This window comes from Candidatus Eisenbacteria bacterium (assembly GCA_020847735.1).
Classification (GTDB): Bacteria; Eisenbacteria; RBG-16-71-46; order RBG-16-71-46; family RBG-16-71-46; genus CAIXRL01.
Map to the genome: position 1 here is coordinate 524,286 of JADLBL010000020.1, position 20,578 is coordinate 544,863.

Annotated in this window: 12 protein-coding genes; all 12 read left to right on the forward strand. The window is 74.0% G+C overall.

Going from position 1 to position 20,578, the window contains the following annotated elements:
• Positions 1-65 precede the first annotated feature (65 nt).
• Genes IT347_10805 through ftcD form a run of 12 tightly spaced genes read left to right on the forward strand, consistent with a single transcriptional unit; the run spans position 66 to position 20,538 of the window.
• A complete protein-coding gene (locus IT347_10805) occupies positions 66-1,016 on the forward strand; it encodes a PorV/PorQ family protein (protein ID MCC6350064.1) in 951 nt (316 codons plus the stop codon).
• A gap of 28 nt (positions 1,017-1,044) precedes the next feature.
• Positions 1,045-4,434 carry a hypothetical protein gene (locus IT347_10810; protein MCC6350065.1) on the forward strand — a complete coding sequence of 1,130 codons (3,390 nt, stop codon included), beginning with the start codon at positions 1,045-1,047 and terminating at the stop codon, positions 4,432-4,434.
• Positions 4,431-5,216: a hypothetical protein gene (locus IT347_10815; GenBank protein ID MCC6350066.1), complete on the forward strand. Its 786-nt coding sequence runs from the start codon at positions 4,431-4,433 to the stop codon at positions 5,214-5,216. Before IT347_10810 ends, IT347_10815 begins: the two co-directional genes overlap by 4 nt.
• Positions 5,217-5,218: 2 nt before the next feature.
• Positions 5,219-6,127, forward strand: a complete 909-nt coding sequence (locus IT347_10820) for a hypothetical protein (protein ID MCC6350067.1) — start codon at positions 5,219-5,221, stop codon at positions 6,125-6,127.
• 17 nt (positions 6,128-6,144) lie between these two features.
• A complete protein-coding gene (locus IT347_10825; protein MCC6350068.1) occupies positions 6,145-7,230 on the forward strand; it encodes an NHL repeat-containing protein in 1,086 nt (361 codons plus the stop codon).
• A gap of 3 nt (positions 7,231-7,233) precedes the next feature.
• Positions 7,234-10,572, forward strand: a complete 3,339-nt coding sequence (locus IT347_10830) for a hypothetical protein (protein MCC6350069.1) — start codon at positions 7,234-7,236, stop codon at positions 10,570-10,572.
• Positions 10,573-12,276 (forward strand): BamA/TamA family outer membrane protein, encoded by a 1,704-nt coding sequence (locus IT347_10835; GenBank protein MCC6350070.1) that lies wholly within the window; start codon positions 10,573-10,575, stop codon positions 12,274-12,276.
• A 53-nt stretch (positions 12,277-12,329) separates the two neighbouring features.
• Complete coding sequence (locus tag IT347_10840; protein MCC6350071.1) at positions 12,330-14,465, forward strand: ATP-dependent DNA helicase; 2,136 nt, start codon at positions 12,330-12,332, stop codon at positions 14,463-14,465.
• A complete protein-coding gene (hutH, locus tag IT347_10845) occupies positions 14,384-15,979 on the forward strand; it encodes a histidine ammonia-lyase (protein MCC6350072.1) in 1,596 nt (531 codons plus the stop codon). The genes IT347_10840 and hutH overlap by 82 nt, the downstream gene beginning before the upstream one ends.
• Positions 15,976-17,649 carry a urocanate hydratase gene (hutU, locus tag IT347_10850; GenBank protein MCC6350073.1) on the forward strand — a complete coding sequence of 558 codons (1,674 nt, stop codon included), beginning with the start codon at positions 15,976-15,978 and terminating at the stop codon, positions 17,647-17,649. The genes hutH and hutU overlap by 4 nt, the downstream gene beginning before the upstream one ends.
• A gap of 4 nt (positions 17,650-17,653) precedes the next feature.
• A complete protein-coding gene (locus tag IT347_10855; GenBank protein MCC6350074.1) occupies positions 17,654-18,949 on the forward strand; it encodes an imidazolonepropionase in 1,296 nt (431 codons plus the stop codon).
• A gap of 56 nt (positions 18,950-19,005) precedes the next feature.
• Positions 19,006-20,538, forward strand: coding sequence for a glutamate formimidoyltransferase (gene ftcD, locus IT347_10860; protein ID MCC6350075.1), 1,533 nt, complete (start codon positions 19,006-19,008; stop codon positions 20,536-20,538).
• Positions 20,539-20,578 lie beyond the last annotated feature (40 nt).

Below are 20,578 nucleotides of genomic sequence, written 5' to 3' on the forward strand. Positions count from 1 at the left end.
GTGTAGTATCCCGTGCCTTCTCGCCCGCCCTGCGCGGGCCTCGCGTTCTTCCCGAGGAGCCCTTCATGCGTCGGATTGCAACCCCCGTCCTGGTCGCCGTGTTCACCTTCGCCCTTGCCGGCGCCGCCCTGGCCCAGGGCACCGGCCGGTCGCTCGACATCCAGCCCGGCGCCCGCCAGAACGGCATGGGCGCGGCCGGGGTCGCCCTGTCCGAGGACGCTTCGGGCGTGACCTGGTGGAACCCGGCCGGCCTCGGCTTCGTCAACAAGTCGGCGGTCGAGATCACCTACGCCCAGCTCGTTCCCGGCCTGGCCGACGACGTCAGCTACAACTACGCCACGTTCGTCCGCCCGCTGCAGGGCTGGGGCGCGTTCGGCGTCGGGCTGGTGTTCCTGACCTACGGCACCAGCGACGAGACGGACCAGAACGGCAACGTGATCGGCCAGTTCACCTCGAACGAGGTCTCGCCGGCCGTCTACTACGGCACCCAGCTGCTGCCGGACTTCTCGGTGGGCGCCTCGCTCAAGTACATCCGCATCCAGCTCGCGCCCGAGCGCAACAACGGCGTCGGCCAGACGTTCGGCCTCGATGTGGCCGGCCTGTACCGCATCCCGGCGGCGCGCCTCAACCTCGGGATCAACGTGCAGAACATCGGGCCCAGCGTGACGTTCCTCAACGAGGACGAGAAGAGCCCGCTGTCCCGCAACGTGCGTGCCGGCCTGGCCTGGGAGGCGACCTCGAGCAAGGAGTTCCGCGTCCTGTTCGTCGGCGACTTCAACCAGTCGCTGGTGACGAACCGGTTCCGCACCTACAACGTCGGCGCCGAGCTCAAGTACACGGACAAGATCGCCGGCCGTCTCGGCTACTACAGCGACCCGCTGGGCGACATCCAGGACCTGACCTACGGGCTGGGCATCGAGTGGAAGGGGCTGACGCTCGACTACGCGAGCATCCCGCAGGCGAAGGACTCCGGGCTTCCCAACGTCAACAAGATCACGCTGGGCTACCGCTTCTAATACGCGCGTGCGCGCTTACGCTCCGAGCTTGCGAATCCTTCGTCGCATCTGCTTCACGGCCGCACTGGGCATCGTGTCCGGTGCGGCCGTCGTGCACTCGGCCGAGCTGCTCGCCCGGCCGGTCACCACCCCGCAGGCGGCCGCGCTCGCGGCGCGGCGCGGCCTGCCGCCGCGCGGCGAGATCCTGACCCCGGCGGAGATGCGCCAGCTCGACCTGCTGCAGGCGCGCCACCGCGAGGGGCTGGCGATCCAGCGCGCGGCGATGCCGGAGGGACGCGGCATCGACTACACCGCCCGGGCGTCGCGAAGCGGCCGCTGGCGCGCCGCCCGCGGCGGCCGCGGCGCGGGACCCGCGGCGGCGCTCGGCGTCCTCCCGGCCGAGCCCGACACGATCCGCATGGCGTTCCTGCGGATCGACTTCCTCGCCGACCGGGGCGGCAGCGCCTCGAGCGGCGACGGGCGCTTCGACCTCAGCGGACCCGACACGCTGCTGCCGCCGATCGATCGTCCGCCGCACAACGGCGACTTCTACCGGGCGCACGCGCGCGCGCTCGAACGCTACGTGGCGGCGCAGTCGTACGGCCGCACCGTCCTGCAGGTGGACGTGTGGCCCTCCGAACGCGACAGCGCCTACCACTGCACGGACCTCGCCGACTTCGGGCCGTGGAAGTTCGGCCCCGAGGTCTACCGGGCGGCGGTGGACATGTTCCGCAAGATGTTCTTCGCCGCCGACACGCAGTCCGCCGCGCGCGGCCAGCGGATCCCGTGGGATCGCTACGACCGCTTCACGGTCATCCACGCGGGAGGCGACCTGCAGAGCGACGTGCGGCAGGACTCGAAGGAGGACATCCCCTCCTTCACGGTGTTCCTCGCCGACACCGACCGCGTCGTGTTCGCGGACTCGGCCCAGTGGAACCTCGACCGGCCGATCGACCGCGCCTCGTTCGTGCCCGAGACGATCAACCAGGACGGCTACTACGGGGCGTTGAACGGCGTCATCACCCACGAGAACGGCCACAACCTGTTCGGCTTCCTCGACGTCTACGACATCAGCAGCGGCTATCCGGTGTGCGGCTACTGGTCGCTCATGGACAGCGGCAACCTGCTCGGCTCGCGCCTGAGGCTCAACGACGGCAGCGAGATCTTCGCCATCGGCCTGCTGCCGCCGAGCGTGGACCCGTTCCACCGGCCGTTCATGGGCGACGGCATGGAGGTGCGCGTGCCCGCGTGGGGCGACACGATCGCCCTGCGGGACAACGAGCGGCACAACGTCTTCTGGAAGCTGCCGCTGTCGTCCGACGAGTACGTCGTGCTCGAGAACCGCTACCTGCCGCCCGAGGACCTGGCCGGGGTCGCGCTCGACGCGGATTCGGCGACCCGGGTGATCCTCGGCTCGAAGGCCCTCGGCGGCTACGACTACGACGCGCTGCTGCCGGGCGGAGGCCTGCTCGCCTGGCACGTGGACGAGAGCGTGATCCCGTTCGACCGTTCGCTGCGGGTCAATCCCGACTACGGCATGAACTCGAACTGGGCGCGGCGCGGGCTGTCGGTGATCGAGGCCGACGGGCTCGCCGACCTCGGCGACGTCGGTTCGCCCTACCTGCTCGGCAGTCCGCTCGATCCCTTCCAGAAGCGCATCAACCCGTCGCTCTCCGACACGACGATGCCGAACCTGCTGCCCAACACCGGTTCGCGCCCGCACCTGCGGGTCGAGTTCCTGGACGACGCCGACAGCACCATGCGATTCCGGCCGCTGCGCACGTGGAACCTGCCGGCGTTCCCCGTCGTGGCGCACTTTCCGCCCGGTGGCCCGGCCCTGCTGGCGATTGACGCCGACGGGGATCGCCAACTCGACATCTGCTGGGCGGGCGGCGACACGCTCGCCGCGCACGGCGACAGCACCTGCCTGTTCGCGGTGCGGCCGAACGGAGCCGGCCTCGCCGGACCGTCGCACGTCTTCGCGACGCTCGACCGCAGGCCGCTGCCGGTCCTGGCCGCGGTCGTGACCGGAGACGCCGACCTGGGCTACGGGCCCGCGGTGTTCGCGGTCACGACCGTCACCGAAGGCGCGGGCGACACGCTCGGCGGCCGCGTCTGGCTGGTGGACCACCAGGGCGCGCCGCTGCCCGGCTGGCCGGTGCGCCTGCCGTCGGCGGCCACGACGCCGCCGGTCATCGCCGGCGTCTGGCCGACGGTGGCGATCTTCGTCGGCGCCGCGAACGGGCGCGTCTACGCGCTGGGCACGGACGGCGCCGTGGTGGATTCGAGCGCGGTCGTGCTCGGCGGTCCCGCCGCCGGACGGCTCGCGTTCTGGAAGGGCCCGGCGGTGCTGCAGGTCGCTCGCGCGGGCGCGGTCTCGGACACTTCGTGGCTGGCCGTCGGCAGCGCCTCGGGGCAGGTGGCGGTGCTGCGCTACGACGGCGCGCTCGCGCTTCAATCCGGCTGGCCGCTTTCGCTGCCGGTCACGGCCGCCCCCGAGTTCCTGTGGCTGCGCATGGGCGGCGAAGGCGCGTACGCCGAGGGCAACTGCGCGCGGAACGAGCCCACGCTCGTGGTGGGAGCGCTCGACCGCCTGTGGGCCTTCTGCCCGGCCGGAGGGGCGCTGCCGGGCTGGGGCACCTCGCTCGGCGATTCGATCGTGCCCGGGCTCGCGGCGGGCGACGCCGATGGCGACGGCTTTCCCGAGGTGCTGGTCCAGACGGTGCGCTCGGGCGTCGCGTTCGTGAACCGCGACGGCCGCCCCTCGCCGGGCTGGCCGCGCCCGAGCACCGACGAGAACCTTCGCAGCGCGACGCCCGCGCTGGCGGTGGACGTGCAGGGCGACGGCCGGCCCGAGATCGTGGTCATGAACGGCAGCGGGCTGCTGGCCGCGATTCGCGCCGACGGCCACGTGCCCGAGGGCTGGCCGCTCGCGACCGGAGCCGGGGCCGCGGGCACGCTGGTCGCCGCCGACCTCGAGCGCAACGGTTCGCTCGACCTGGTCGCGCCCGATCGCGACACGCTGCTCTACGCCTACAGCCTGCCGGTGCTGGCGGGCGGGGCGACCGCGATGCCATGGACCATGCTCGGGCACGACGCGGGCCGGACGAACGCGCTGCCCGAGGCTTCCACGCCCGCGCCGGGGGCGCCGGTGGCGGGGCCGCTGGTGCGCGGCAGCCTGAAGGCGTTCCCCAATCCCGCGCGCCGCTCGCCGGTGACCTTCGCCTACACGCTGAGCGAGGCGGCCCGGGTCGAGTTCCGCATCCTCGACTCCTCGGGCCACGAGGTGGCGTCCTTCACCCGGGACGGCGGGCGTTCCGAGAACACGGTCGTGTGGGATCCCGGCGCGCTGCCCTCCGGACTGTACGTCGCGCGCGTCAGGTTCGCGGGTGCCGGCGGCTCGGCGGTCGGCATGGTGCCGGTGGGAGTGCTGCGGTGAAGCTCGCGGCGGGGTGCGCCGTGGCGTGCGTGTGCGCGCTGCTGGGCGCGCCGGGCGCGGCACGGGGCGACACGCTGGCGGGTTCGCGCCTGGCGCTGCGGGCGGCGACCACCGACGCCGACGGGTGGCTCGCGCAACGCGTGATCGACCGCGAGTGGGGGCTGTCGGAAGACTCGACCTACCACAGCGTGGACGTGCCGGGCTGGAAGTCCGAGGGCGGCGCGCTGGCGATGTCGGCGATCCTGCCGGGCGCGGGTCATTTCTACGTCGGCGAACGCAGCGGCTGGGCCTACCTGCTCATCGAAACCGCCGGCTGGGTCGAACGCAGCCTGGCGAAGCGCGACGCCGGACGGCGTGACGACGAGGCGCAGGCGTTCGTCGGCAATCCCTACGATTCGACCGCGGGCTGGTCGCTGCAACGCTTCGAGCAGGCCGGCGGCGGCGACGTCACCTACCTCGAGCGGCTGTGGGCCGGCGACCGCGAGTCCTACTACCGGCTGCTGGCGACCGATCCCGGCTTCGTCGGCGGCTTCTCGGGTTCCAACCCGAGCAATGAACAGGTTCGATTCAACGGGCTGCGCGCCGATCGCGACTCGAAACTTCGGTTCTCGCGACACATGGAGATGCTGCTGTGGCTCAATCACGTCGTCTCGGCGATCGACGCGCTGCGCGCGGCGCGCATCCACAACCTCCCGCTGCGGCAGCAGTACCAGCTGCGCGTCTCGCAGAAGCTGCGGCACGGCCGGCCGGAGTTCCGGGCCGCGCTGGTGCGGAGGTTCTGAGCGTGCGGGCCGTCGGCCGGATCGCCGCGCTCGCGGTGAGCGCGCTGGCCGTGCTCGCCGCGCCGGCACGGGCGGCCTCCGCGCCGCCCGCGGGGCCGCTGCGCGCCGGCGCGGAGCAGTTCCTGCTGTCGGCGTACGTGCCGGGCCCGATGATTTCTCCGCTGGCGCTCGAGGGCGCGACGCTCGGCGGCTTCGGCGAACGCGATTCGACGAAGCTGAGCCGGCACAAGAAGGGCCGCAAGGAGCGCCGCGCGAAACCGCCGCGCCCCGAGGGCATGGCGCTCGGGCCCGACCGCGCGCGCATCCTGCTCCGCTCGCTCGCGGTTCCCGGCTGGGGACAGGCGACGCTCGGGCGCCGCGGGTCCGCGAAGGTGTTCGCGGTCGCGGACCTCGGCATCTGGGGCTCGTTCGCCGCGTTCCGCATCCAGGAGCAGATGCGGCGCGAGTCGTACCGGCAGACGGCGCTCCTCGACGCGGGCATCGATCTGAAGGGACGCGACGAGGAGTTCCGCCGCATCGTCGGCTCGTTCAGGAGCAGCGACGAGTACAACCAGTACGTGGTCGCGCGCGACGCCGCGAACCTGTACCTGCAGGACGTCTACAACCCGGACATGACGGGTTACCGGGAATACATCGCGAAGCACTCGCTGCAGGGCCGCGACACCTGGAGATGGTCGAGTCTCGACGCTCTCCTGCGCTACGGCGCGCAGCGCAAGGACGCGCATCGGGCGGCGATCCGCGCCAACAACATGCTCGGGCTGGCGATCGCGAACCGGCTCGTGAGCGCGCTGCACGCCGCACGCGCCGCCGGGCAGGTGCGCGCGCCCGCGCAGTCGTGGCGCTTCGAGTTCGAGCCGGCCCCGGGCGACGACGCGACCGCGTTCCGGGCGGCCCTGACCACGAGCTTCTGAAGGGCGCGGCGGGCGCCATGCGACCGGCTTCGCTGCTCGTGGTCTGGCTCGCGGCTTTCGTCCTCGCGCCGTGCGGGCGCGCGGCGGCCGCTGCACCGGCGGCGGACCCGACGGGCACGGCGGAGAGCGCTCCGGCCTCGCCGTCCGCGGTCGCGGGCGACACCGCCGCACGTGCGCTCCGACCGCAACCGGCCGCCACCGACACCACGCGGCTGCCGCTGAGCTTCGAGCCGGGCGAAGCTTTCGGAGTCGGGGAAACCGGGCCCGGCCGACTCGTGCTGCCGGGCGGCGTCGCGACCGACGCGTTCGGACGCGTGTACGTGAGCGACGCGGCGACCCACCGGCTGCTGCGCTGGAACGCGGACGGAACGCGGCGCCAGGAGGCGGGCTCGCTCGGGAGCGCGCCGAACCAGTTCCGGCGCCCGGGCGCCGTGGCGCGGCTCGGATCGCTCGGCGTCGCGGTGCTCGACGTCGAGAACCGCCGGGTCGTCACCTACGATCTCGAGTTGCGGCTGCTCGGCGTGCTCGCCGGGTTCGAGGACCCGGACCTCGAGGCCTCGATCGGTCCCGTCACCCCGATCGGGCTCGCGGCCGACCGGGGCGGCGCGGTGTACGTCGCCGATGCCGACGGCGACCGAGTGCTGGCGTTCGATTTCTCCGGGCGCTTCCTGCGCGCGATCGGCGGGCACGGCCCGGGCGAGGGCTGGCTGCGCGGACTGTCCGCGATCACCGTCGCGCCGCAGGGCGTGCTGATGACGGCCGACCGCCCGCACGAGCGCGGCCCGGCGCGGTTGCAGTGGATGGACGCCGGCGGCCGCGTGGTGCGACTGGCCTGGGTCCCGGATCCGGCCGCCTCGTCGTCCGCGACGAAATCGGGCGCGCTTGCCCTCGCGGTGGACGACGCGGGCCGCGTGGCGATCGCCGACGAGGGCGCCGGCACGCTGGCGCTGCTCTCGCCGGGCGGCGCGCTGCTCGCGCGCACGTCCGGCCTCGCCCGGCCGGGCGCGCTCGCCTTCGCCCCCGACGGCACGCTGCTGGTGGCGGAGCGGGGCGCCGCGCGCGTCCGCCGGTTCGCGATCGTCACGACCGCGACGGGGAAGTAGGCCGTGCGCACCGGCGCGCCGGTGCTGGCGCTTCTCGCCGTCCTCGCGGCCGCGGCCCACGGAGCGGAACTGAGCGATCCCTCGTGCGGCGTCACGCCGTTCGCCGGCAGCCTCACGCAGGCGCGCTTCCGCCTGCCGCGCACGTTCCTGCGCGCCGGCAGCGACTCGGCCTGGACGCGTACGCGCGGCTGGGTGCGGGGGCGCGACTACGCCGTGGACCTGCTGCGCGGCGAGGTGCGGCTGCTTTCCCCGCTCGCCCCGGGCGAGACGCTCTGGGTCGCGGCCTGCGGACTGCTTGCGCCGCCGCCGCTCGAATACGCGCCGCTCGCGCTGCGGGCGGTGCCGGCCGAGGCGCCGCCGGAAAGCTCGGAAACCGACACCGCGGCGGCGCCCGTGGCGCGACCCTCGACCGCACGCGAGGTGGCGCTTGCGCCGCTCGGCGCATCGCTGGCCGTGACCGGCAACAAGACGGTCGCGGTGGACTTCGGATCGTCGCAGGACGCGGCCCTGCGCCAGTCGCTCGACCTTGCGGTCAGCGGCCGGGTCGCGCCGGGCGTCGAGCTGACCGGCGTGCTGTCGGACCGCAACACGCCGCTCACCTCGGGCGGTGCGACGCAGGACCTGCAGTCGCTCGACCGCGTGCTCGTGGAGCTCAAGTCGAAGCAGGCTCGCGCGGCGCTCGGCGACATCCCGCTCGCCTTCGCCCTCGGCTCGTTCGCACGCCTCGACCGGCGCGTGCAGGGCGTGCGCGGCGACTGGCTCGGGCCCGGTTTCGAAGCCTCGGCGGCGGCGGCGAGCGCGCAGGGCGAGTACCGGCGTCTGCAGTTCGCCGGCGTGGACGGCCTGCAGGGGCCCTACCTGCTCACGAACTCGGCGGGCGAGACGGGCGCGGGCGTCGTCGCCGGCAGCGAGATCGTGACCGTGGACGGCCAGCGAATGTCGCGCGGCGAGAGCGCGGACTACTCGATGGACTACGAACGCGGGCGCGTCACCTTCACCAACCGCCGTCCGATCTCGTCGGCGTCGCGGATCACGGTCGAGTACCAGGCCGCCGCCACGCGTTACCGGCGCAACGTCGCGGCGGCCTCGACCGCCTGGGGACGCGGGCCGGTGAAGCTGTTCGCGGCCGCGTTCAGCGAGGGCGACGATCGGGGTCGCCCGCTCGACGTGGCGTTCGACGCGGCCGACCGGCAGGCGCTCGCGGCCGCCGGCGATTCGGCCGCGCGCGCTGTGGGCGTGGCGGTCGTCGCGGGCGTCGGCGAATACGACAGCGTGCGGGTGGCGCCCGACACGCTGGTCTACGCCTGGGCCGGACCGGATTCGGGACAGTTCTCGGTGCGCTTCACGCGCACGGACGCGGGACGCGGCGATTACGCGGACTCGGCGATCGTCGCCGGACGGACCGCGTACCGCTGGGTGGGGCCCGGGCGCGGCGACTTCGTGGTCGGACGTTCGCTGCCGCTGCCCGAGACTCACCAGCTCCTCAGCGTGGGTGGCTCGGCGAAGCTCGGCGCCGTGACGCTCGAGGCGGAGGCGGCCGGATCGAAGCTCGATCGCAACGCCTTCTCGTCGCTGGACGACGGCGACAACACCGGCGGGGCGGCGCGGCTCGCGCTCGGGCTCGAAGGCGAGGCGCCGGGGTTGCCCGGGCGCGCCGGGCTGTCGCTTGGCGCACGCTCGGTCGAGAAGCGCTTCGCGGCCTTCTCGCGCCTCGAGCGGCCCTACGCCGAGGAGGACTGGGGGCTGCCGGCCGGGGCGGACCTCGACCACCAGCGGCGCGCCGACGCGGCCGGCTGGTGGCAGCCGCGTGCCGGCGACCAGTTGCGCGCCGACTGGAGCCGGCTGACGACGCCGGATGGCTACTCCGGCGTGCGTCGTTCGGCCGAGTGGACCGGCGGCGGCGTGCTCACGACGCGCGCCCTGCTGCTCGACGCCCGGGGCGGGCAGTCGGGCCGGCGCTTCGGCGATGCGGGCCGCCGGCGGCTGCTGGCCGAGGTCCGCCGTGCCGGCGCGCTGGTCGCGCCGTCGCTGCGTTTCGAGCGCGACGACCGGCGCACGCCCGGCGACAGCGCGTCGGTCCGGTATCGCACCGACGAGCTGACGGCCGACCTCGCCTCGGGTTCGCGGCCGCCGTTTCGGCTCGCGGCCGGCTTCACGCGCCGCCGCGACCGGACCGACACGGGCGCCTCCCGCGCCGACAGCCGCGCGACCACGCTGCGGCTCGCGGGCGAAAGCCCCGCGGGGGCGCCACTCGGCATCGCGCTCAGCGCGCAACGCCGGGACGTTCGCGAATCGTCGAGCGGCCGGCGCACGCGCGCCGACCTCGCCAGCGTGCGGCTGCACGGCGAGCACCGGCCCACGGGGCTCTCGGGACACTTCGACGTCGAGGTCACGGGCGAGGCCGAGAACAAGCGCACCCGCGTGCTGACCTACGCCGGGCCCGGGCTCGGCAGCTACGACGCGCTCGGCAACTTCACCGGCACGGGCGACTACGAGCTGGTCCTGGCCGTGAGCCCCGAGCTCGACCGCTTCACGCGGGTCGCCTCGAGCGCGCGGGCGCGCTGGGACTTCGGCGGCTCGGCCGCCTGGCGGGGATCGCGCGTCGAGTTCTCGCTCGAGGACGAGGCGCGCCGGCGCGGGGCGCTGCGGATGGCCGACGCGGTGCTCTCCACGGGCCTCGCGCTCGTGGACCCGGGACTTGCGCGCGGCACGATCGTGCAGCGCCTGGAGGGCGACTTCGCTCCCGGCTCGCGCGCGGCGGCCGTGCGCCTGCGCGCCGAGCGCCGGGTCACCGCGGACCGCACCTACGAGAACTTCGCGCAGCTCTCGGACCTGCGCAGCGGCTCGCTGCGCTGGCGCGCGCGGCCGGGCGCGACGGCCACGCTCGAAGCGGAACTGCGCGCGCAGTGGCAGCGCGCCTCGCAGGTGGCGCCGGCCTCGCGCTACGACCGCACGCTGGTGGACGACGCCGTCTCGGCGCGCTGCGAATGGCAGCCGAGGACGGGCGTCCGCGCGGCGGCCGCCGCCGATCTGACGTTCTCCGGGCCGCTGGGCCAGCGGGAGGCGACACGCACGATTCGGCTCGGGCCGGACGTCGGCGTGCCGGTGGGTGCGCGCGGGCGGGCCGAGCTGACGGTGCGCCGGGCGTTCGTCTCGGGGCCCCCGGCCCTGACGCTGCTCCCCGGCGTGGACCCGGCCGGCGCGCCGCGCTGGGACGGCACCGCGCGCTTCGATCTGCGCCTGCACGAGACGACGACCCTCGGGCTGACCGCCGCCGTCCGGGATTTCCCCGGACGGCCAACCACGACGACCGGCAGGGCCGAGGTGAGGGCCTTCTTCTAAATGAGCGCGCGAATCGTGGCGGGCGCCGTGCTGGCGCTGCTGCTCGCCGGTGCGATGGCCGGCGGGGCGCGGGCCGCCGCGCGCCTCGAACTGGCCGGCTGGCCGGGCGGCGAACGCGAGGCCGGTGCGCTGTTCGCGCCGGCGCTGCGCGCCCCGGGCGACTCGATCGCGCTCGCCTCGGCGCTGCGCGGCGCCGAGGCCGCGCTCCAGTCCGGAGGCTGGCTCTCCGCCCGCGTCCATGCCGGCTGGGCGCAGGGCAACGCGGCGCTGCGGGTGCGCGCCGAAGCGGGTCCGCGCGCACGCTGGGGAACGCTCGCGCTCGAGGTGCCGCCCGAGGACTCGGCGGCCTTCGCCGCGCAGCTCGCCTGGCGGCCTGGAACGGTGGCCGGGCCCGCGGCGCTCACCGAAGCGGTGACGCGCGCGGTGGACGCCGCGGTCGCGGGCGGCCACGCCTGGGCGCGTCTGGGCGTGAGCGGCTGGAGCGAGGACTCGGGCCGCGTGAACGTGCGGCTCTCCGGCTCGCGCGGGCCGGTCGTCACGATTTCGCAGCTTCGCTTCGAGGGCCTTCGCTCGACGCGCGCCGACGTGGTCGCGCGCGCCGCGGGCCGGCTCGAAGGCCGGCCGTACGATCCGGCGGCGGTGCGCGCCGCCGGGCAGCGGCTCGCCCAGCTGGGAGTGTTCCGGCGCGTCGAGTACCTTGACCTCGCGAGCACGGGCGACTGGCGCCGCGGCATCCTGCGCTGGAAGGTCGAGGAACCGCGCTACAACACCTTCGAGGGCGCGGTCGGACTTCAGGGTGGAGGGACGGCGGTCGGTCTGGCGAAGCTCGACCTGGGCAACGTGCTGGGCACGGCACGCGCGGTGTCGCTGGCGTGGCAGTCGCGCGGACGCGGACTCACGGATTTCGGCGCCCGCTACGCCGAGCCGCTCGTGCTGGGCTCGCCGCTGCGGCTCGAGCTGGCCCTCCAGCAGCAGGTGCAGGACACGGTGTACACACGCTTCCGCTGGGGCGCGAAGGCGCGCACGGCGCTCGGAACCCGCGAGACGATCGAAGGTGGCTTCGAAAAGGAGAGGGTCGTGCAGACGACGGGTGAAGTGCGCAGCGCGGACCTCTCGAGCGTGACGTTCGGGATCGAGCGCGACGCGCGCGACGACGCCGGCGCCCCGCGGCGCGGAACCTGGTCGCGCCTGGCGGCGACGCAGACGGACAAGCGCGAGGTGCTGCGTTCCCCGTCGGCGACGCGCGACGCGCGCACCAGCGCGGTCGAACTGCGGGGCGAATGGCACCGCCCGCTGCGCGGCGCGCAGGGCGTGACGCTCGAGCTGCGCGCCGCGGGGCGGTTCGTCTCGCAGGGCCTGCTCGCGGACTGGGAACGCTGGCCGCTGGGCGGCGCGGCGTCCCTGCGTGGTCACGACGAGGAGGCCTATCGGGTGGATCGCTTCGCGCTGAGCCGCGCCGAATGGCGCTACTTCCTCGGAACCCACGGCGAGCGCCTGGAGGTCTTCTGGGATCACGCCGAGATGCAGACGCGCCGTCCGCTGCCGGCCGGCGGCGACCGGATGTCCCGCCAGTCGGCGGACGGCATCGGCTTCGGGATGCGGCTGCCGGCCGCGGGCGGGATGGTGGATCTCGACTACGGGCTCGAGCCCGGTCGCGGATTTCTCGACGGCAAGATCCACCTGCGCCTGGTGACGGCGTTCTGATGGCGCGCGCCGATCGCGAACCGGCGGTGGCCCGGACACGGGAGGCTCGTTAGATGTCGCTCGAATCCCGTGTCGTCTCGGCACTGCGGCCCGGAGGAGCGCTTTCGCGCGTGTGGGCCGGCTACGAGGAGCGGCACGCGCAGGTGGAAATGGCGCGCGACGTGGCGCGGACGATGGAACGGGGTGGCGTGCTGGTGGCCGAGGCGCCGACGGGCGTCGGCAAATCGGTCGCCTACCTGCTTCCGGCGGTGCTGCACGCCCTCGAATCGGGCGAGCGCGTGGTGGTGGCCACCTGCACGAAGTCGCTCCAGGACCAGCTCTACGAACGCGACCTCCCGGCGCTGCTTCGGGCGCTCGACGTGCGACTGCCGGTCGCGCGGCTCAAGGGCAAGCAGAACTACCTGTGCCCGCGGGCCCTGGATCTGGCCGACGGCGCGCCCGCGGAGGAACTCGAGGCGATCGAGGCGCTGCGCGCGTGGGCGGCGGGCGAGACGGACGGCGATCTCGACCGCTTCGAGGCGCCCGACGCCGAGACGTTCCGGCGCGTGCGCGCCCGTTTCGCCACCGACCCCGCCGCATGCACCGCGGCCGTCTGCCGCCGCGGACGGGAGTGCTGGTGGTCGCGGGCCCGCCGCGCTGCGGGCGAGGCGCGGCTCACGATCGTCAACCACGCGCTGCTCGCCCGCGCGGCCGAATCCGAAGGACTGCTGCCGGAGTTCGAGGTACTGATCGTGGACGAGGCGCACCGGCTCGAGGGCGTGCTCTCGGGCGCGCTCGAGCGCGGCGTGTCGCGCCATCGCTTCGAGGAGCTGTTGCGCCTGACCGGCACGGGCCGGCCCGCGAGGCGCGCCCGCGGCGGCGGCGCGCGGGCCGCGGAGGCGGGCGGCGTGCTCGCGCGGGTGCGCGCGTTCACGCTCCCGCTGCTGGGCGGCGACGCGGCCGGTGAGCGGCTGCTCGCCGATCTCGAGTCGCTGCGCGCGCGCGCCGAGGAGACCCGCGAGGCGTCCGCGTCACTGTTCACATCGCTCGCCCCCGATTCGCCGGGCCACGGGCTTTACGGGACGCGCCGCCGCTACCGCTCGCAGCTCGAACTGCTCGGTCGCGACCTCGCGCCGCTCGAAACCGTGCTCGAACATTGCCGCGCGTTCGCGGGCATCCTGCGGCGGGCCTCGTCCGCCTGTCTCGGCCGGGAAGCTGGGGCGGCCGGCGAGGAACTGTCGGCCGAGCTCGAGAATCTGGCGATGCGCTGGGACGTGCTGCACACCGACCTCGCCGAACTCAGCGAGGCGTCCGATCCGGACTGGGTCTTCTGGCGAAGCCTCGCGCCGGGAGCGAAGACCGCCGAGCTGCGCGGCGCGCCCGTTTCGGTGGGCGGCTTCGCGCGCGGCGCGCTGCTGTCGAAGGCGCGCGCGGCGGTCCTGACCTCGGCGACGATGTCGAGCGGCGGCGACTTCGGATGGGCGGCGGGCCGGCTGGGACTCGGCGAGGACGGCGGCCTGCCCTTCGAGCGCGCGAGCTACCCTTCGCCGTTCCCGCTCGAGCGGCAGATGCGCGTCGCGGTGTTCGACGGCGGCCCCGACGAAGCGGCCGCCGTCGCCGGGGTGGTCGCGGCGCTCAGCGCCGCGACCGGGCGCAACGCGCTGGTGCTGTTCACCGCGCACGAGCGTCTGCGGCGCGCGCGCGCGCGCCTGGAATCGCTGCTGCCCCGCGGCCGGCTGCTGCTGGCGCAGGACGTGGACGCGCCGGCGGGCCTGCTCGCGGATCGCTTCCGCGCCGCGCGGGGCGCCGTCTTGCTCGGGGTGCAAAGCCTGTGGGAAGGTGTCGACTTTCCGGGTGAAGCGCTCGAGCTGCTGGTGGTCGCGAAGCTGCCGTTCTCGGTGCCGGACGATCCGCTCGTCGAGGCGAGGGGCGAGCGGCTTCGCGAACACGGGCAGGATCCCTTCCGCGCGGACTCACTGCCCGAGGCGGTCATGCGTTTCCGGCAGGGGGTCGGACGCCTCATCCGGCGGTCGGACGACCGGGGCGTGCTGGTGATCTGCGATCCGCGGCTGGCGAAGGCCTCCTACCGCGGCCCGTTTCGCGCCGCGCTCCCCGTCGAACCGCGGCTATGGAGCGACGCGAACGAACTGGCGGCCGAGGCCGCGCGGTTCCTGTCGGAAGTGGGCATCGGAGCGGGGGAGGATGCGTGATCCGGCTGGGTGAGACCAAGCTCGGGCTCGACGACGTGGTGGCGGTGGCGCGGGACGGGGCGAAGGTCGAGCTGGCCGCCGAGGCGCGCGCGCGCATGCGCGCGAGCCGGGCCGTCGTCGAGCGCGCGCTGGCCGAGGGGCGCGTCGTCTACGGCGTGACGACCGGATTCGGGGAGCTCAAGGACCGTCATATCCCGCTCGAGGACGTGCGCCAGCTGCAGGTGAACCTGGTGCGCTCGCACAGCGCGGGCGTCGGGCGCTTCGCGCCGCCGGAGGTCGTGCGCGCGATGCTGCTGTTGCGCGCCGCGTCGCTCGCCCAGGGCCGCTCGGGCGTGCGGCCCGAAGTGGTCGAGATGCTGCTCGACATGCTCGAGCGGCAGGTGACGCCGGTCGTGCCCGAGCAGGGATCGGTCGGCGCCTCGGGCGACCTCGCGCCGCTGGCGCACCTGGCGGCGGTGATGCTGGGCGAGGGCGAGGCGTGGCTCGGCGAGCAGCGCATGCCCGCGGGGCTGGCGCTGCGCGGGGCGCACCTGCAGCCGCTGACGCTCGAAGCGAAGGAAGGCCTGGCGCTCGTCAACGGCACGCAGTTCTCGACGGCCTTCGCCGCCCTGGCGTGCGCCGACGCCCAGCGCGTCTGGGAGGCGGCGGTCGCCGCCGCGGCACTCAGCACCGAAGTCCTCATGGGCAGTTTCCAGCCCGCGCGCGCGGACGTCATGGCCCTGCGCCCCTACCCGGGCGCGCTGGAGGCGGCGGCGCGGCTGCGCGGCTACGCGGCCGGCAGCCGGATCGTCGAGTCGCATCGCGACTGCGGCCGGGTGCAGGACGCCTACAGCCTGCGCTGCGCTCCGGGCGTGATGGGCGCCTCGTGGGACGCGATCGTGCACGTCGAGCGGCAGCTCGAAATCGAGCTCAATTGCGTCAACGACAATCCGCTCGTCCTGCCCGAGGGTGGAGAGACCGTCTCGGCCGGCCTGTTCCACGCACAACCGGTCGCGCTCGCGGCCGACTACCTCAAGATCGCCGTGGCCGAAATCGCCTCGATGTCGGAGCGGCGCATCGACCGGCTGCTGGACGCGCGCGTCTCCGAGCTGCCGGCGGTGCTGGCGGCGCAGCCGGGCCTCGAGTCCGGTTACATGATGGCCCAGTACACGGCGGCGGCGCTCGTCTCCGAGAACAAGTCGCTCGCTCATCCCGCGAGCGTGGATTCGATCCCGACGGGCGCGGGCATCGAGGACCACGTGAGCATGGCGCCGATCGCCGGCCGCCACGCGCGCCGCGTCGTGGACAACGCGGCGCGGGTCGTGGCGCTGGAGTTGCTCTGCGCCTGCCGCGGCCTCGAGTTCCGCAGACCGCTGACCGCGGGCGAAGGCTGCGAGCGGCTCTACGGCGCGATCCGCCGGGTGAGCCCCGCGCCCGAAGGCGACCGGCCGCTGGCGGGGCCGGCCGAGGAGGTCGCGAAGTGGGTGCTGTCCGCGGCGCCGCTCAAGCTGGCCGAGGAGGTGCTGGACTCATGAACCCCGTCGCCGTCGCACGCGTCGTGCGCGCCCCGCGCGGCACCGCGCTCTCGTGCAAGGGCTGGGTGCAGGAAGCCGCGCTGCGCATGCTGATGAACAACCTCGATCCCGAGGTGGCCGAGAAGCCCGACGAGCTGGTCGTCTACGGCGGCACCGGCAAGGCGGCGCGCGACTGGCAGGCGTTCGACCGCATCGTCACCTCGCTGCGCTCGCTCGAGAACGACGAGACGCTGCTCGTGCAGTCGGGCAAGCCGGTCGGCGTCTTCCGCACGCATCCGCACGCGCCGCGGGTGCTGATCGCGAACTCGAACCTCGTCCCCCGCTGGGGCACCTGGGAGCATTTCTGGGAGCTCGAGAAGAAGGGGCTGATCATGTACGGGCAGATGACCGCCGGCTCGTGGATCTACATCGGCTCGCAGGGCATCGTGCAGGGCACGTTCGAGACCTTCGCGGAGTGCGCCGACCGGCATTTCGGCGGGTCGCTGGCGGGGAAACTGGTGCTGACCGCCGGCCTCGGCGGCATGGGCGGCGCGCAGCCGCTCGCCGCGACCATGAACGGCGCCGTGTGCCTGGCCGTGGAGGTGGACGAGTCGCGCGCCCGCCGGCGGGTCGAGACGCGCTACTGCGACCGCCTGACCCGCTCGACCGAGGAGGCGCTCGCCTGGTGCCGCGAGGCGCAGGCGGCCCGGCGGCCGCTGAGCGTCGGCCTCGTCGGCAACGCCGCCGAGGTGATCCCCGATCTGCTCGCGCGCGGGGTGGTCCCCGACGTGGCCACCGACCAGACGAGCGCCCACGATCCGCTCAACGGTTACGTGCCCGCCGGCCTATCGCTCGAGCAGGCCGCCGAGGCGCGCCGCTCGCGGCCCGAGGAACTGGTGAAGCGCGCCCGCGAGTCCATGGCCGTTCATGTGCGCGCGCTGCTCGGCATGAAGGCGCGCGGCACGGTGCTGTTCGACTACGGCAACAACCTGCGCGGCGAGGCCGCGAAGGGCGGGCTGTCCGAGGCGGAGGCCTTTTCGTACCCCGGGTTCGTGCCCGAGTACATCCGCCCGCTGTTCTGCGTCGGCAAGGGCCCGTTCCGCTGGGCCGCGCTCTCGGGCGAACCGTCGGACATCCTCGCCACCGACGCGGCCGCGCTCGCCGAGTTCCCGGACGACGCGCGGCTGCATCGCTGGATTCCGCTCGCGCAGGAGCGCGTCGCGTTCCAGGGACTCCCGGCCCGCATCTGCTGGCTGGGTTACGGCGAACGCCACCGCCTCGGCCTGCGCTTCAACCGCATGGTGCGCGAAGGCGCGCTCAAGGCGCCGGTCGTCATCGGCCGCGACCATCTCGATACCGGTTCGGTCGCCTCGCCGTGGCGCGAGACGGAGGCGATGCGCGACGGCAGCGACGCGATCGCCGACTGGCCGATCCTGAACGCCCTGCTCAACACCGCGAGCGGCGCTTCGTGGGTGAGCGTCCACCACGGTGGCGGAGTCGGAATCGGCAACTCGATCCACGCCGGGCAGGTGATCGTCTGCGACGGCACGCCCGAGGCCGACGAACGGCTGTCGCGCGTGCTGCTCAACGATCCGGGCACCGGTGTCATGCGGCACGCCGACGCCGGCTACCCGGAAGCGATCGCGCATGCGCGGGCGACCGGCATGAAGCTGCCGGGCGTGACGACGTGACGCGATGACGTACTGGTCCGCGCACGATCCGTCCAGCAAGCCGGTTGCAGGCCGTTCGGCCTACCTGATCCTGCACAACACCTCCGAGGTCGTGACGCCCGACGCGGAGGGCCGCGAGGTGCTGCGCTTCCCGAAGGGCGCGATCGTGTTCCGCGACGGCCGCGTGCTCGAGGTGGGGCCGGCCGCGGAGCTTTTCCGCCACCACCCGGACGCCCGGCCGATGAACGCGAACGGCAAGCTCGTGACGCCCGGCCTCGTGGACTGCCACACGCACATGATCTTCGGGGGGCACCGCGCGGGCGAGTTCCAGATGAAGCTGGCCGGCCGGCCCTATGCCGAGATCGCGGCGGCCGGGGGCGGAATCCGCTCGACCGTGCAGGCGACCGCGGCGGTCAAGGAGGACGTGCTCGAGAAGGGGCTGGCCATCCGCCTCGAACGCTGGCGGGCAAACGGCTGCACGACCGTGGAGGTCAAGAGCGGCTACGGGCTGGCGCCGCGCCGCGAGATCCGCCTGCTCGAGCTGATGGGAGGGGCGGCGATCCGCGTGCCGGTCCGCGTCCATCGGACCGCGCTGGTGCTGCACGCGCTGCCGGCGGAGTACGAGGGCAGGCGCGAGCAGTACGTCGAGGAGGTGCGGGGGGAGCTGCTGACCGAGATCCACCGCCGCGGCATGGCCGGGGCGATCGATGTCTTCTGCGACCCGATCGCCTTCACGGTCGAGGAGTGCCGCGCCGTGCTCTCCCGCGCGGTCGAGCTGGGATTTCCGGTCAAGCTGCACGCCGAGCAGATGGCGCGCTTCGGCGGTGCGAAGCTCGCGGCGGAGCTCAAGGCGCGCAGCGCCGATCATCTCGAGTCGGCCAACGACGAGGACTGGCGCGCGCTCGCCGAGGCCGGAACGGTCGGCGTACTGCTGCCCGCCGCGGCGCTCACGCTGCGGCAGCGCCTGCCCGAGGCGGCGATGATCCGCGCGAGCGGCGCGCGCTTCGCCGTCGCCACCGACTTCAACCCCGGCACCGCACCGGCCCAGTCGCTGATGGAGTGCGCCGCGCTCGCCGCGCGCCTGTGCGGCTTCGACGCCAGCGAGACGCTGCTGGCGATCACCTGGAACGCGGCCCGGGCGCTCGGCGCCGAGGCCGAGGTGGGGCACCTCACGCCCGGCGCCTGGGGCGACGCCGTGATGTGGGAGTGCGAAACGCTCGAGGAGCTGCCGTACTGGATGCCCGCCGTCCGCCCCGACACCGTCTTCATGCGCGGCGCCGACCTCGCCCTGCCCGCCGTCGAGCGGCGGGTCTGGCCGTAAGTCCGAAGTCCGCGCGAGCACCGGACCCGAAACTCACGATCCGCCGGAGAGCCGAAATGTCCCGCCTCGTCGAATGCGTTCCCAACTTTTCCGAAGGCCGCCGCCGCGAGGTGGTGGACCAGCTGCTCGCCGCCGTCTCGTCGGTGCCGGGAGTCACCCTGCTCGACTCCGAGATGGACCCCGACCACAACCGCTCGGTGCTCACGTTCGCGGGCGAGCCGGAGCCGGTGATGGAGGCGGCGGTCCGCGTCGTCAAACGCGCGGCGGAACTGATCGATCTGAACCATCACAAGGGCCAGCACCCGCGCATGGGTGCGACCGACGTGCTGCCGTTCGTGCCGGTCGAGAACGTCACGCTCGACGACTGCGCCGAAATGGCGAGGCAGGTGGGCCGGCGCATCGGCGATGAGGCCGGGATCCCGGTGTTCCTTTACGAAGCGGCCGCCACCAGCCCGGCGCGCACGAGCCTGGCGGACGTGCGCCGCGGCGAGTTCGAGGGCCTGCGCGAGCTGATCGGCAAGGACCCGGCGAAGCAGCCGGACTTCGGGCCCGGGAGGATTCATCCCACCGCCGGAGCAACCGCCGTCGGCGCAAGGCGTTTCCTGGTCGCCTTCAACGCGAACCTCAATACCCCGGACGTGCGCGTCGCGAAGGCGATCGCGGCCGCGATCCGCGAGCAGAGCGGCGGGCTCCGGAACGTGCGGGCGCTCGGCTTCTCGATCGAGGGCGGGCGCAGGGCGCAGGTCAGCATGAACCTGGTCAACGTCGAGGCGACCCCGATTCATCGTGTGCTCGCGCTGGTGCGCGACGAGGCGGCGCGGCACGGCGCGGCCATCTCGGGCTGCGAGGTGGTGGGGCTGGTGCCCGAGGCGGCGCTGATCGCGGCCGCCGAGCACGGGCTGCAGCTCGAGGGCTTCAGCCGCGACCAGGTGCTCGAGCTGCGTCTGCGCACCCCGCCGCTCACCGAAGCGGTTCCGATCGCCACCTTCTTCGAGCAGGTGGCCGGTCCCACCCCGACGCCGGGCGGAGGGACGGTGGCGGCCTTCGCGGGCGCGCTCGCGACCTGTCTGGCGACGATGATGGCGAACCTGACCCTCGGCAAGAAGAAGTACGCCGCCAGCGAGGCGGTCATGACCACGGTCAAGCGCGAGGCCGGGGCCCTGCGCTCCGAGCTCCTGGGGCTGGCCCGGCGGGACGCGGAATCCTTCGACGCGGTGCTCAAGGCGCGCCGGCTTCCGCAGGCCACCCCCGCCGAGCAGGAGGCACGCGCGGCGGCCATCGCCGTCGCCGACCTGCAGGCCTGCCGCGTCCCGCTCGAGACGCTGCGCGTCTGCACGCGGCTCGTGGAGGTCGTCACCGAGGCGGTCCGCCACGGCAACCCCAATGCCGCCACCGACGCTGGGGTGGCGGGGCTTCTCGCCCAGGCCGCCGGCGAGGGCGCAGGCCTCAACGTGGAAATCAACCTGAAGTCCCTGCCCGACGGCGCCGATAAGACAGCCGTGGCAGCGGACCTCGAGTCGGCGCGTGCCGCGTTGCTCGCCGCGGGCGGGCAGTGCCGGGACGCCGTGAGGTCCGGCATGAGCGCTTGATTCGGACAGTCCTGTAACCGCGCGACGAGGGGGTCGCCCG

Coding starts and splice junctions, on each gene's coding strand:
- IT347_10805 (MCC6350064.1), top strand. CDS start 66: ATGCGTCGGATTGCAACCCCCGTCCTGGTCGCCGTGTTCACCTTCGCC.
- IT347_10825 (MCC6350068.1), top strand. CDS start 6,145: ATGCGACCGGCTTCGCTGCTCGTGGTCTGGCTCGCGGCTTTCGTCCTC.
- IT347_10855 (MCC6350074.1), top strand. CDS start 17,654: ATGACGTACTGGTCCGCGCACGATCCGTCCAGCAAGCCGGTTGCAGGC.
- hutH (MCC6350072.1), top strand. CDS start 14,384: ATGGAGCGACGCGAACGAACTGGCGGCCGAGGCCGCGCGGTTCCTGTC.
- hutU (MCC6350073.1), top strand. CDS start 15,976: ATGAACCCCGTCGCCGTCGCACGCGTCGTGCGCGCCCCGCGCGGCACC.
- ftcD (MCC6350075.1), top strand. CDS start 19,006: ATGTCCCGCCTCGTCGAATGCGTTCCCAACTTTTCCGAAGGCCGCCGC.
- IT347_10840 (MCC6350071.1), top strand. CDS start 12,330: ATGTCGCTCGAATCCCGTGTCGTCTCGGCACTGCGGCCCGGAGGAGCG.
- IT347_10835 (MCC6350070.1), top strand. CDS start 10,573: ATGAGCGCGCGAATCGTGGCGGGCGCCGTGCTGGCGCTGCTGCTCGCC.